The organism is Pedobacter sp. NJ-S-72, from assembly GCF_053890575.1.
In genome coordinates this window covers 4,192,312-4,204,654 of the sequence record NZ_CM132681.1, presented here as the reverse complement: position 1 = coordinate 4,204,654, position 12,343 = coordinate 4,192,312, and the positions used below count along the sequence as shown (strand labels likewise).

Annotated in this window: 14 protein-coding genes and 2 pseudogenes; 2 read left to right on the top strand and 14 right to left on the bottom strand. The window is 38.9% G+C overall.

What is annotated here, in order from left to right; all coding sequences use genetic code 11:
• Positions 1-2: 2 nt before the first annotated feature.
• The 4 genes and pseudogenes from ACWYN3_RS27855 to ACWYN3_RS27840 form a co-directional block, all read right to left on the bottom strand.
• Positions 3-473: pseudogene (locus ACWYN3_RS27855) on the bottom strand (heme-binding domain-containing protein).
• Between the two features lie 7 nt (positions 474-480).
• The gene (locus tag ACWYN3_RS27850) at positions 481-1,053 is read right to left on the bottom strand and encodes a DUF3347 domain-containing protein (RefSeq protein ID WP_456217269.1); all 573 of its coding nucleotides are present in this window, start codon (positions 1,051-1,053) and stop codon (positions 481-483) included.
• A 158-nt stretch (positions 1,054-1,211) separates the two neighbouring features.
• Complete coding sequence (locus ACWYN3_RS27845; RefSeq protein WP_456217268.1) at positions 1,212-1,700, bottom strand: DUF3347 domain-containing protein; 489 nt, start codon at positions 1,698-1,700, stop codon at positions 1,212-1,214.
• 111 nt (positions 1,701-1,811) lie between these two features.
• Positions 1,812-2,177 (bottom strand): hypothetical protein, encoded by a 366-nt coding sequence (locus tag ACWYN3_RS27840; RefSeq protein WP_456217267.1) that lies wholly within the window; start codon positions 2,175-2,177, stop codon positions 1,812-1,814.
• Positions 2,178-2,588: 411 nt separating this feature from the next.
• Here ACWYN3_RS27840 and ACWYN3_RS27835 point away from each other — a divergent pair, with 411 nt between their 5' ends.
• The gene (locus ACWYN3_RS27835) at positions 2,589-2,714 is read left to right on the top strand and encodes a hypothetical protein (protein ID WP_456217266.1); all 126 of its coding nucleotides are present in this window, start codon (positions 2,589-2,591) and stop codon (positions 2,712-2,714) included.
• A gap of 10 nt (positions 2,715-2,724) precedes the next feature.
• Positions 2,725-2,946 (top strand): annotated as a pseudogene (locus ACWYN3_RS27830) (response regulator); the annotation flags it as partial.
• Here the strand turns inward: ACWYN3_RS27830 and ACWYN3_RS27825 are convergent.
• The 10 genes from ACWYN3_RS27825 to ACWYN3_RS27780 form a co-directional block, all read right to left on the bottom strand.
• Positions 2,947-3,162, bottom strand: coding sequence for a GDCCVxC domain-containing (seleno)protein (locus ACWYN3_RS27825; protein ID WP_456217265.1), 216 nt, complete (start codon positions 3,160-3,162; stop codon positions 2,947-2,949).
• 261 nt (positions 3,163-3,423) lie between these two features.
• Entirely contained in the window at positions 3,424-3,678 is a 255-nt protein-coding gene (locus ACWYN3_RS27820) for a hypothetical protein (RefSeq protein WP_456217264.1), read from the bottom strand.
• Positions 3,679-3,685: 7 nt separating this feature from the next.
• Positions 3,686-4,042, bottom strand: a complete 357-nt coding sequence (locus tag ACWYN3_RS27815; RefSeq protein WP_456217263.1) for a hypothetical protein — start codon at positions 4,040-4,042, stop codon at positions 3,686-3,688.
• Positions 4,043-4,062: 20 nt separating this feature from the next.
• Positions 4,063-4,728 (bottom strand): HupE/UreJ family protein, encoded by a 666-nt coding sequence (locus ACWYN3_RS27810; RefSeq protein WP_456217262.1) that lies wholly within the window; start codon positions 4,726-4,728, stop codon positions 4,063-4,065.
• Positions 4,729-5,194: 466 nt separating this feature from the next.
• Positions 5,195-6,292 carry an MFS transporter gene (locus ACWYN3_RS27805; RefSeq protein WP_456217261.1) on the bottom strand — a complete coding sequence of 366 codons (1,098 nt, stop codon included), beginning with the start codon at positions 6,290-6,292 and terminating at the stop codon, positions 5,195-5,197.
• Positions 6,292-7,455: an efflux RND transporter periplasmic adaptor subunit gene (locus ACWYN3_RS27800; RefSeq protein WP_456217260.1), complete on the bottom strand. Its 1,164-nt coding sequence runs from the start codon at positions 7,453-7,455 to the stop codon at positions 6,292-6,294. The genes ACWYN3_RS27805 and ACWYN3_RS27800 overlap by 1 nt, the downstream gene beginning before the upstream one ends.
• A 210-nt stretch (positions 7,456-7,665) precedes the next feature.
• Positions 7,666-9,696: an efflux RND transporter permease subunit gene (locus ACWYN3_RS27795; RefSeq protein ID WP_456217259.1), complete on the bottom strand. Its 2,031-nt coding sequence runs from the start codon at positions 9,694-9,696 to the stop codon at positions 7,666-7,668.
• A 5-nt stretch (positions 9,697-9,701) separates the two neighbouring features.
• The gene (locus ACWYN3_RS27790) at positions 9,702-10,211 is read right to left on the bottom strand and encodes an efflux RND transporter permease subunit (RefSeq protein ID WP_456217258.1); all 510 of its coding nucleotides are present in this window, start codon (positions 10,209-10,211) and stop codon (positions 9,702-9,704) included.
• Positions 10,208-10,720, bottom strand: a complete 513-nt coding sequence (locus ACWYN3_RS27785; protein ID WP_456217257.1) for an efflux RND transporter permease subunit — start codon at positions 10,718-10,720, stop codon at positions 10,208-10,210. The genes ACWYN3_RS27790 and ACWYN3_RS27785 overlap by 4 nt, the downstream gene beginning before the upstream one ends.
• The gene (locus ACWYN3_RS27780; protein WP_456217256.1) at positions 10,717-11,868 is read right to left on the bottom strand and encodes an efflux RND transporter permease subunit; all 1,152 of its coding nucleotides are present in this window, start codon (positions 11,866-11,868) and stop codon (positions 10,717-10,719) included. Before ACWYN3_RS27780 ends, ACWYN3_RS27785 begins: the two co-directional genes overlap by 4 nt.
• Positions 11,869-12,343 lie beyond the last annotated feature (475 nt).

The window sequence follows — 12,343 nt, the reverse complement described above, 5'->3', positions numbered from 1 at the left end:
AATTAAAGATTTCTTTTGTTTAAACTATCCTTTGAATTTTGCACCCAGTTCATTAGTGCCGATTTTTCTTTTTCAGTCAAAATGGCATTTCTATGGATTAGGGTATATGAAGACAAAGGCATTGTACCATCCTTTAAACTATTTTCTATAGCGCGTAATTTGCTCTGTTGTCTTCTTGGAGTATACGAGCTAAAAACTCATTAAAAAAATTTATCAGCTTTACCCGATTGAATATGATTGTTCATAAACCAGTGCATAGGTTGTACATGGGTATACCAAGGATACGTGGTATTGTTGCTGTGGCAATCATAACAGGCTTTTTTTAGAATACCCTGTACATCTGAGGGTACGGCAACTATTGTAGAAATATCATTTAGCATAACCTGCCCGCTTATATTGCGGGCAGGTTGTACAAATTGGATAAGTACAAGGATCACCAATAGTCCAAGAAGTATTTTCCTAATGCCCTTCATGGCTTATTTATTTTAATTCTTCTTTAACAGTACCGCAAGTTGGCATTGCTTTCCCCAGATAAGGGTTTTTAATATCTTTTACCTCACTCAACCAAATTGCTCCTTTATTATTATTATACATTGGGCAGTGATCTACATATAGCGGTTGATTAGTCCCGAGTAATTTTACAAGGTCATACATATCCTTACTCAACATATCGAAATGTTCACGCTGATGTGCAATATTTCCAATGTTGGCTCCAATATGTTCGGCATGTTCTTTAGCATCATCGTATATATCCGTATATGCTTTATCTTGTTCCGGTGTTAAAGATTTTTTGTCGAAACTGGCGAGGGCCGCTACCATTTCATTTCCTGCTGCTGCTGCGTCTTTATCATTATCAGATGTAAAGGCATTTTTTAACTTGAGGTATAAGTTTAACAATGCGGCAGTAGAGGCGCCTTTTTTTGAAGATTCAGATACAACGGCCTTAGTGGAGGTAGTGTCTGAGGTAGCAGTTGACTGAGTTTTATTACTACCATTAGAGCAGGCTGCTAGAAATAGTAAGGAAAGAGCTGAGCTATAAATTAATATTTTCATCGTATTTTAATTAAAATCTTTTTAAATAATTGATACCTGCATAGGGTAACAAAACGTATTTGCGTTTATCCTTTAACAGTATTATTTGATAAAATCCGTATTAAATTGCACAGCTTCTACCCTGTTAAAGGCGAAACTGTACAATCAACAAAAACAAATTACTTTAAAGTTTCCTTTACTGACCCGCAGGTTAACATCTGTTTACCGAAATAGGGATTTTTAATCGCTGCGTTATCAGAAAGCCAATAACTCTTTTTCATTGGGCAATAGTCATAATAGACTGGGTCTTTAGTAAGCTTTACAGCTTTGGCCAGCTTAAAAAGATTAGTAGAAAAATTAGCGAAATGCTCTCTTTGGTGGGAAATTTCTTTTGTTTCCGAGATATGCTTGGCATCAAATGCAAGTTTATCCTGAAATCCCATAAAAGCAGTCATTTCGGCCTTTGGCATTGATTTCATATCTATACTTGCTAATGCTTTAGAAAACTCACTTGCTTTTGATGCAGCTGCTGTTGCATCGGAGTTTACTAACGCATTTTTGATGTCATAGTAAGAAGTTAATAATGATTGTGTCTGGCTGCTTTGAGCAAAACCAGGATTGATCCATGCAGTTGCAATTAAAGCAACTACTAAAAATATCTTTTTCATGATGTAATAATTTAATGTCTATACTGATTCTTGGTCATAGCAATAGCTATGTGAATGTATTTGTACATGCTAACGGCAGTAAGTTTGCTGTGTAGCAACTCACATTAAATCTTATATCTGAAAACTTTGAATAACTATGCGAATGTCCTCATTAGGCGGCCTTTCTCTATGATCTACATAGACGCTTTGATCAAGCTCAACATCTGTTACGGGAATTAATAAGGCATAAGAATAATCAGGAAACCACATTACAGGTAAAACTACCTGCGCCTTGCCATTTTCAGGAACTAATTTGCTTTGGGTAACCAAATCATTTACTAAAGTTTTACAACAAGGATCATCCTTTGAAAAATTCGCACCAGATACTGGGGTAGTTTTGTGTCCATGACCATCTGAATGATGGTGATTATCAGCCTTATGAATATGATGAGCAGATTCAGAATGGGAATGATCTTCATTATGATGATCCTCCTCCATTCCTAAAGCACAGCCAAAACCTACAACAGTATTGAGAAAATATAACTAACAGAAAGATAGCTTTACTTTTCATGACTACGCAAATCTAATATAAAGATGCAAAAATAAATTTACATAATTCCGTGCTTTTTTTATATCTAATTGGTTCTCAATAAAATCCATCTATTCACTAAATCTAATTAAAGGAACGTTACATACGGTTTGGAGTTCTGTTCCCAGATGTTTCTTAGAGCAAACTAGCTCTCGGCTGAAGATTATAAGAACCTCTGATTTGTTCAAATAGCAACTCTATTCTAAAATTAGTGATCTCCAGCATTGTTTAACTTTTTTATATTTGCATTTAAACAATTCCTATTACTGCCTTAAACTTATCGTATTGGCAGTCTCAGATTTAAGCTAATTTACCATAAAATGGAAACGATAGTAATACAAGACAGTGATATTGCAATCCTTGATGTGCTTACACAAGCTTTAGAAATGGATGGATATGAGGTCTTTGCTTTGCGTGAATGCGACGATGATTTTTTAGCTTTTTGATCAAGTTAGGCCCCATGTGGTGGTGCTGGATTATAAATTGACAGGAGAGTCTTGTATTCAGATATGTCAACAAATTAAGGAGCAATATCCGCATCTACCCGTTTTGGCTTTAAGTTGTAATAATAATATTCACCAGGAATATGATCTGAAAGGGTTTGACGGCTATATTAAAAAGCCTTTTGATCTTGATCTGCTTTATCGCATCCTTAGAAAACATATAACTCAGTTGTAATTAACTGCAGCAATCACCCTTTTGAATAGGTGGGCATTTAACCGTACCATAACTACAAAATACACAGCAATCACCGTTTAAAGGTTTTAAACGTTCCTGACAGTTTTCACACTCATAGAAGTATTGACAGGAATCTGTAGGCATTGTCTCCGTTTTCTGATGTTGGCAAACTGGACAAGTTATAATTGACTCTAAGAATATTTTTTTAGTTAACATTGGCTTATTTATTTTCGATTTTACACTCTGTTTCTTTCTCTACGGCAGCTTCCAATTGGGCCAAAGAAATCTGAGTAGATCAAATTTCACAACAGCTTATCCTTTTCCATAAGAGGCCAACAACTGACTGTACACCTTTTTTCGATTGTAAAGCATGGTTAATGTGAACCTCACAAGCACAAAAATACTTAAAACTTTATATCCCCCAGATCAAAAAGGATGTAAATAGACACCCTTTTTATTGCTTCTATTAATAGGGGGTTATAGCATATATTGACCTTTTATTCTTAGTGTGACAATAACGTCTTTACTCCCATCATTTCTGAAATACCATCCATGTTTTCCTTCAAATGGAGAAAGGAATGTTCCAACCATATTGTTTGAGTAAGCAATAGTATAGCTATCAAAATATGTATTCTTACTTGGCTTAAGCTCTTTCGGTTCTCCGTGAAAATCAAAATACAAATCTCCTTTACTGGTTAACCACTCGTATTTCAGTTGCCCATGTTTCAACATATGTATCTTATATTCGATACCCTTTCCGGGCAGGTATTATGACCTGAACGCTATCTTCCCTGTGGGCATACTGGCTGGCTGGTGCAGGTAAGTCTGCTTCTACTGGCCTTTTTACATCCGGGCCGGAACCTGCTTTTTCCAGTTTAATAACTGGGTTTTTCTTTTGTACTGCAAATTCAGAACCATCTTCCACTTGTGTATCTGGTATATATAGCTTGCCAAAGCCAAAAGCTTTACCAGTTCCAATGGGGTCAATACCATATTCAGCTGGTAATATTGCCGTAACCAATAATAACGCAGCAATAACCAATGCAATTAGTACTGCTTTTATAATTTTACTTTTTTCTAAGATTTGATGACTCATTTCTGCCATTGTATGTTTTATTAAGATGTAAAATAACCTGTTAACTGAAAACCTAATAAGAGGAAGCCTGCTGCCATGAGCATGGTATTTGTGAAAGTTGAAAACTTCATGAAGCTTGGGTATTTACGCCACACTGTAATCAAGGCAAGAACCAGGGCAAGGGCAATAAACTGGCCTATTTCCACACCAATATTGAAGCCTAGTAAATTAGTAAATAAACCTTCCTTACCGAAATTGAAGTCCTGCAATTTACTAGCTAAACCAAAACCATGAAATAAACCAAAGATCAGTACTGCTGCTTTAGTATTTGGCTGTTTGCCGAAGAAACGTTGAAAACCTCCAAGGTTGTCAAATCCTTTATAAACAATAGAAAGTGCGATAATTGCATCTATGAGATAAGCATTAATAGCAATATTACACATCACTCCAAGTAACAAAGTGACGCTGTGACCTATGGTAAAAAAGCTCACATAAAGCAAAACCTCTTTGGGTTTATACAGAAAGAAAATAACCCCAACAAGGAAAAGCAGGTGGTCATATCCAGTCAGCATATGTTTGGCTCCGATGTAAAGAAAAGGGCCAAAGGCTACACCGTTATTACCTGTTAAAAAGGTTTGGGTAACGCCGTCTACACCATGCGCAAAAAGCTGATTGCCGACACCATATAAAAATGAATAGTACAGCAAACGTAATTATTTTTTTAAAATTCATATTTTCCATTTAAAAGTAGGTCTACCCTGATTTGATATCAGGATAGACCAATTTTGTGATTAATTAGTGTTTGTGGCCATGAGCAGCTTCTGCGCTATCCATTGCTACTGTATCTTTAGCTACAGTTGTACTATCAGTCTTAATAGCTGTAGTATCTGTTGCCATAGTCTCTGTAGTTGAAGAATCTGTAGTTGCTTCTTTTTTTTTGTTTCACTTGAACAAGCCACAAATAACATAGAAGATATGGCGGCAATAATTAGTGTTTTTTTCATTTTGATTTTTTTAATGATTAATGGATTATAGAATTTATTGTTTATTTGTTTTTGAGGCAAAAAGAAGGGCAATAACCAGTATGCCCAATGAAATGACACCTCCATATAAGAAGTCATTGCCTGGAAAATGGCTTCCGGTGAACCCGGCTATTGGATAAGCAATCGCCCATCATAAATGGGAAAAGGCAAAATGGGAACCGAATACTTTCCCTTGTTCACGTGAAGCTATATTTTCTCCTATCAACGTCTCGGAAGGCATTTCTGCTAAACTTTGACCTAATCCGGCAAACAGCCAAAGCACTAACAAAACCGTATAACTGACGTAATTTGCTCCAGCAATAGCAAGTCCAAGCAGTAACACGCCAACAATTAACGATACACGTCTGCTTTTTGACTTGTCCAAATTACCAGCAACAAAAGCTGCTATTGCCGCACCGATACCAAAGGCAGCCATTGCCCATCCATATTGTTTGTCACCAAGCAGAAGCCCGCTTTTGATATGACCGACTGTGTTCACTAAAATTTGCGCCCCTGCAATTGCGGAGATAAACTCAATTACCAGGGAAAATCTGATCAATCTATTTCCGAAAAGTAATCTGGCACCTTTAACAACATCAGCCCAGGCAGACAAAGTTTTTTCAGAAGTTGAATGCATCGGTTTACTAATTAGCTTCGCCGGGAGCATCAGGATAAGTATACCAGCCAGAATAAATGATACGGCATCGACAAAAAAGATGTCTCTTGCTCCAAACCATACGGCAATAATTCCAGCCAATCCTGGTCCAAGTACTCCGAGCAATTGGAAAGTGGCGGTAGATAACCCAATGGCTTGCCTGTAATTCTTCTGATCAACTACCTGCGGAATAATGGATTTATAAGTCGGCGTAAAAAAGGCATTAAATACGTTTAAAAGGAAAACCAGCACATAGATTTGCCATTCAGCATTTACAAAAGGCAAACAACAGATAATCCCCATTCGGATAAAATGCGTGACATACAATATCTTTTTGCGGTCAACCCGATCAGCCAGTACCCCGGCAAAGGGAGAAAAAATGATGAAGGCAATCACTCTAAGTGTTAAAGCAGAGGCTAAAATTACTGCCGAATTTTCCTTACCAAACTGATAAGACAACAAGGCAAGTCCGACCCAGGTAAAGGCATCTCCTAACAAACTGATGGTTTGTGCAAAATACAAGGTGGCAAATGCCTTTTGCCTCAATGCCTGAAAAGGTTCCTTTAATACCTGGATCAATCTTGTCTGTTTCATTATTCCTCTAGATTTTTCATTGCCGAAAGCAAGGTGTAAGCTCCTTTAAGCACAACAGCCGAATTACGGTCAAAATTATCCGGCAATATTACCTCCGTATAACCTTCCTGTTCAATACCTTTTTTCACCGGAATCATTTTAAATGTATATCCATTTGCATCTGAAGAAGCCGTCTGAATAAAGATGTAATCCAAGCCATCAGATTGCACAATCGCTTCGTTAGGCAAAGCTGGAACAGACTGATTTGTAGTTTCAATCATTGCTTTGGCATACATGCCTGGGAACAAAACTGCGTTTTCGGCATTAAGCAAATGGCAATGAACAGGTACAGTTCCCTCATTACCAGTCGATTTTCCAATCAGAAAAACTCTCGCATTGCGGTTGTATCCAGTTTCATTCGCCAATGCGAATTTAATAGATTGACCTACCTTAATTTTAGAAGCATCCCTTTCGTAAACGTTCAATGCGAGGTGCATTTGACTTTTATTGGCCAGTTCAAATATCACGTCCGTTGGATTGACATATTTCCCAGTAGTTGCGTTGCTGAGCGTTACATATCCGTCAATAGGTGAATACAAATTACTGGTTTTAGAAATCTTTCCAGATTGAAGGTTTTTCGCATTAATCCCTATCAGCGACAGCTTCTGCTCCAACCCATTCATTCGCGCCTGGATTATTTTATATTCAGAATTTACCTGCTGAAAAATTTTCGCCGAGTTTACATCTTCTTTCCTAAGCTGTTCCTGTCTCTTGTATTCCAGCGCCAAAAACTCAAAACGGCTTTTACTTTCCAAATATTCCTGTTGAATATCAATAAATTCAGGATTTTCCAGGGTGGCAATCACTTGTCCCTTGCGGATTTGCTGACCTAATAATAAACCAGCGCTTTTGATATACCCTCCTAAAGGAGCAGATATGGAAACCATATTCTCGGGTGGCACATCAATAGCACCATTTGCTTTAATGACATCACTCAATGAGCGCATTTCTAATTTACCTGTTTGTACTGCGGCAACCTTGTACTGGTCTTTAGACAAGGTTACTTCATCACCAAGTTTAGCGGTGACCGCCTCCTCTTTCTTTTCTTCTGTGGAAGCCTGATTACAGGCTGTAATGGTTAAAAGTGACAGCGTGAAAGCTGCGATATAATTAAGTGTCTTCATTTTGCTATTTCCTGTTTTTACTTTTTACCTGTGATATTTTCTATATCCAATAGATTCTGGTTATAAGCAAACAGCTCATCCAGGTAATCAGATTTAATTTTAATGGCTAAGGCTAAACTTTGCAAGTATTGCAGGTAAGCAATTTCACCTCCTTTAAACCCTGCATCTGCATTCTTAATGATCAGATCAGCTTGTTTTAATGCGCCTTGTTCATAATAGTCCAGTGTGCTGGCATGTTTCTGGTTCTGCTGTAAAAAGCTGACTAAAATTGCCCTGCAAAATACTTTGCTGATCCTGTAGATTTGCCGATGCAATCTGCTGGCTTACTTTAGCTGCATTTACTTTTGCCCTGTTTCCCCCTGGCAACAATGGAATACCGATACCTAGCTGAAAACCACTGAAACGATCCGAGCCCGTATAATTCTGTGTCATCCCATTAAAGTTTTGCAGCCCGTTAAAAGACTGGTTGAAATATCCGACCGAAAAATCAGGCAATCCTTTTGCTTTTTGAACCTGGGTTTCCTGTTGCTTAACCTTCAATTCCTGTTTCAAATAATTTAGATAAGGATTACCGGCTAGTATGGCACTATCCGGATTAACCGAAACAGGCTTCCTCTGAAGTTTATTTTCGAGAACAATAATCTGCTGGTCGGTATTGAGCAGGGTTTGCAGTTCTTTTTCAGCAATATGAATATCTGCTTCAACTTGTCTACCCGCATTTTTAAGTTCCATTAATTGGGTTTCCGAGGTTACCTTTTCCAATCGGTTACTTTCTCCTGTACGGTAACGCAGATCACTCGCTTTTAACAAATTGGTATATAGGCTATCCTGATAATGTATGAGGTTCTTTTTTTCGCCCAGATATACCAGCTTATAGTAAACACTTTTAACCTTATTAATCAACATCAATGCCTGAACATCAAATTGTCCCTGTGCCTTTGTTACATTCTCTGATGCCAGTTTGGACTGTCCTGAATAAACGGTTGGAAATTCTATTTTTTGGTTAATACTAATATGGTTGTCCCTTGTATTACTATTGATCTGTCCTTGCTGATAGATCACATTAGTGCGTTCAAGCGTAAGACTACCTTTTTTAAGTTCCTTTTGATAATCAACTCCAAATGCCGCAGCCTTAACACCATTGTTATTTTTTAAGGCAAGATCAATTGCTTGTTGAAGGCTCAACTTTTCTACTGAGTCATCTTGAGCAAATGCACCGGAAGGCATCATCAAAATAGATGACAATACCACCAGAATAATAAGTGTGTTCAAGGCAGTACCTGTTTTTGGTTTGTTAAATTTTTTCTCAAAAAAGATATATAACACAGGGAGCACCAACAGCGTAAGCAATGTAGCGGTAAGCAGACCACCGATCACCACTGTAGCCAAAGGACGCTGAATTTCTGCTCCTGATGAATTAGAGATGGCCATAGGAAGAAAGCCCAATGAAGCAACGGCCGCAGTCATGAGTACCGGGCGTAACCTTATTTTGGTTCCTAATAGTACACGTTCGTTAATATCGGTCATTCCTTCTTCTTTTAACCGGTTAAACTCGGAGATCAGTACAATTCCATTTAACACCGCAACACCAAAGAGTGCAATAAAACCAACGCCAGCTGAAATACTGAAAGGCATATCCCGTATCAATAGAGCAAAGACACCACCAATAGCAGAAAGCGGGATGGCGGTAAAAATAAGCAAAGTCTGTTTGATAGAATTGAAAGTAAAATAAAGTAAGCAAAGAATGAGCAACAACGCCACCGGAAGCGCAAACGCCAATCGTTTGTTCGCTGCCTGAAGGTTTTCAAATTGGCCGCCATACGTAACATAGTAACCAGCAGGAAACTTTATTTTCTGATCAATCTTAGATTGAATTTCTTCTACAATACTGGCCACATCACGGTCACGGACATTAAAACCAATGGTGATCCTTCTCTTGGTATCGTCCCGTTGAATTTGATTTGGGCCATTTTTAAATTCCACTGAAGCGACTTCCTCCAAAGGAATTTGCTGACCTGTTGGTGTAGAAATATACAGTCCTCTAACATTACCAATATCCTGTCTGTCTTGTTTGTCTAAGCGTACAACCATATCAAACCGTTTTTCCCCCTCATAAACCAAACCTGCGGTTTCACCTGCAAATGCGGTTTTAATGGTGCGGTTGATCTCTTCAATATTTAATCCATATTGGGCAATTTTATCCCGGTTAAACTTCACCTGTATCTGAGGCAAACCCGTCACTTCTTCTACATAAGTATCATATACACCCCCTGAATAGGCTTGATCAGTTTACCGATCTTTGCCGCCTCAGTGGTCAGTACATCCAGGTCTTCTCCATAAACCTTCAGCACCACATCCTGTTTTGCACCAGTGATCAGCTCATTAAAACGCATCTGGATGGGTTGCTGAAAGCCAAAGGTAGCCCCTGGTATTACCGCAAGCGCCTTTTGCATGGTATCGGCCAATTCCTCTCTGGTCTTGGCACTTATCCACTCACTTTTATCCTTCAGGATTACCATCATATCACCCGCTTCAATGGGCATAGGGTCGGTTGGGATCTCTCCTGATCCGATTTTATTCACCACCTGTTTGACTTCAGGAAAGCCAAGAATAATCTTTTGCGCCTTTCTGGATACCTCGATCATCTGGTCAATCGAACTTCCGGTCAGCACCCTTGTTTCCACTGCAAAATCTCCTTCATCCAATTGAGGGATAAACTCCCCGCCCAAACGGTTAAAGGTTATTACGCTGATCACAAAAAGAACAATTGCTGTGTGATGACCACAACAGCCTTGTGCTGAATAGCCTTTCTAATAAGCGGACTGTATAATCTCTGGAAGTAATCCATCATTTTATCTGAAAAATTACGCTTATGTGTAGTGTTCTTGCTTAAACCTAAAGCGGCCATCATCGGCACATAGGTAAGTGACAGAATAAATGCCCCTAGAATTGCAAACATCACCGTTTCCGCCATAGGCCTGAACATCTTACCCTCAATACCCACCAACACCAATAAAGGCAGGTATACAATCAGGATGATGATTTCCCCAAATGCAGCACTTGTTCTGATCTTAGAGGAGGCCTGATAAACCTCTTCATCCATTTGCTGCTGATTGAGCCGGGAAATTCCTTTTGCCGCAAAGTTTCCTATAGCAATACGGTGAACAATACTTTCCACTATAATTACCGCACCATCTACAATAAGCCCAAAATCTATCGCCCCCAGGCTCATCAAATTACCCGAAACCCCGAACAGGTTCATCATATACAGATGGCAAACAGCATAGACAATGGAATTACAGAAGCCACTACCAACCCAGCACGTAGATTTCCTAAAAACAGAATTAAAATGAAGATCACAATTAATGCTCCTTCAATCAGGTTTTTGGACACTGTACCAATCGCATTATCAACCAACTTTTTACGGTCTAAAAAAGGTTCAATGGTTACGCCTTCAGGTAAGGTCTTTTTGATCTGCTCAATCCTGGCTTTGACATTGTTGATCACTTCAGAAGAATTGGCACCTTTCAGCATCATGACAATACCAGTAACTGTTTCACCCTCTCCATTACGTGTTGCTGCTCCATAACGCACACTGTTTCCAAACTGAACAGTAGCCACATCACGGATCAGTACAGGGATTCCGTTATTGGTTTTGACCACAATCTTCCCAATATCTTCCAGCCCACCTACCAATCCTTCTGTTCGGATAAAGTAAGCATTGGGCGATTTATTGATATAAGCACCACCAGTATTTTGGTTATTGGTTTCCAAAGCTTTAAATATGTCAGCAATACTGACCTTTACACTACGCAGGCGATCAGGATTTACAGCAATTTCATACTGCTTGACATAACCACCAAAACCGCTGACCTCGGCAACTCCCGGAGTACCCAATAACTGGCGTTTAACGATCCAATCCTGAATGGTACGTAATTCAGTGGCATCGTATTTATTTTCATAACCTTTTTTAGGGTGGATCACATACTGATATATTTCACCCAGACCTGTGGTAAGAGGAGCCATTTCAGGCTTACCGACACCTTCAGGAATTTGTTTGGCGGCATCATTTAAACGTTCTCCAATCTGCTGACGTGCCCAATAGATGTCAACATCTTCTTTAAAAACAACAGTAACTATGGACAGGCCAAAACGGGAAAAGGAACGGATTTGGCTAATGCCGGGAATGCTGGCCATCGTTTGCTCTACCGGAAAAGTAATTAACCTTTCGGCTTCCTGGGCGGCCAGACTTGGGGTAACAGTGATGACCATCACCTGATTATCTGTAATATCAGGTACGGCATCAATAGGTAATTGGGTAATGGAATAAGTACCCCATGCGATCAATGCAAGGGTAAATAAACCAATAACAAGCTTATTCTTAATAGAAAACTCTATGATCTTATTGAGCATTTTGAAAGTTTATTGTAAAAAATCAGAAAAAGAGATTGCACAGGCAATCCTGTTCATTTACTTCAACAGCAAATAATTCCGGTAATTAACAATAAACAGGGGGGCCTCTTAGTGAGGCGGCATCTATATGAAATAGCGCCGGGGGATGATCAGGTTGTGGTGTACAATACTGTTGAACAATTACAATGGGTTCCTGTGTAAAATTGTATAACACCAAAACCAAATTTACAGGTACACTGACATCTAAGTGCTGGAAATCTAGTTTCTGAACAAAGTCACCATCAAGTTTTACATTATCAAAAGGGGTCGCCGAGCGCTCTTCATGATGATCCTGGTGATCGCGGTGATCTCCAGCTACTCTATTGCTTCTTCATCATGATGGTGAGGAATGAGGTTATGAACCAATAATAGGCTGAACGCAAGACCAATAAAAACACGGGCAAGCCATACTCTCATACTGCAAATATAGAATTAT

What these genes read in the sequence shown, in the direction of transcription:
- ACWYN3_RS27850 (WP_456217269.1), bottom strand. Translation starts at nt 1,053, where the DNA reads ATGAAAATATTAATTTATAGCTCAGCTCTTTCCTTACTATTTCTAGCA.
- ACWYN3_RS27845 (WP_456217268.1), bottom strand. Translation starts at nt 1,700, where the DNA reads ATGAAAAAGATATTTTTAGTAGTTGCTTTAATTGCAACTGCATGGATC.
- ACWYN3_RS27840 (WP_456217267.1), bottom strand. Translation starts at nt 2,177, where the DNA reads ATGGAGGAGGATCATCATAATGAAGATCATTCCCATTCTGAATCTGCT.
- ACWYN3_RS27835 (WP_456217266.1), top strand. Translation starts at nt 2,589, where the DNA reads ATGGAAACGATAGTAATACAAGACAGTGATATTGCAATCCTTGATGTG.
- ACWYN3_RS27825 (WP_456217265.1), bottom strand. Translation starts at nt 3,162, where the DNA reads ATGTTAACTAAAAAAATATTCTTAGAGTCAATTATAACTTGTCCAGTT.
- ACWYN3_RS27820 (WP_456217264.1), bottom strand. Translation starts at nt 3,678, where the DNA reads ATGTTGAAACATGGGCAACTGAAATACGAGTGGTTAACCAGTAAAGGA.
- ACWYN3_RS27815 (WP_456217263.1), bottom strand. Translation starts at nt 4,042, where the DNA reads ATGAGTCATCAAATCTTAGAAAAAAGTAAAATTATAAAAGCAGTACTA.
- ACWYN3_RS27805 (WP_456217261.1), bottom strand. Translation starts at nt 6,292, where the DNA reads ATGAAACAGACAAGATTGATCCAGGTATTAAAGGAACCTTTTCAGGCA.
- ACWYN3_RS27800 (WP_456217260.1), bottom strand. Translation starts at nt 7,455, where the DNA reads ATGAAGACACTTAATTATATCGCAGCTTTCACGCTGTCACTTTTAACC.
- ACWYN3_RS27785 (WP_456217257.1), bottom strand. Translation starts at nt 10,720, where the DNA reads ATGATGAACCTGTTCGGGGTTTCGGGTAATTTGATGAGCCTGGGGGCG.
- ACWYN3_RS27780 (WP_456217256.1), bottom strand. Translation starts at nt 11,868, where the DNA reads ATGCTCAATAAGATCATAGAGTTTTCTATTAAGAATAAGCTTGTTATT.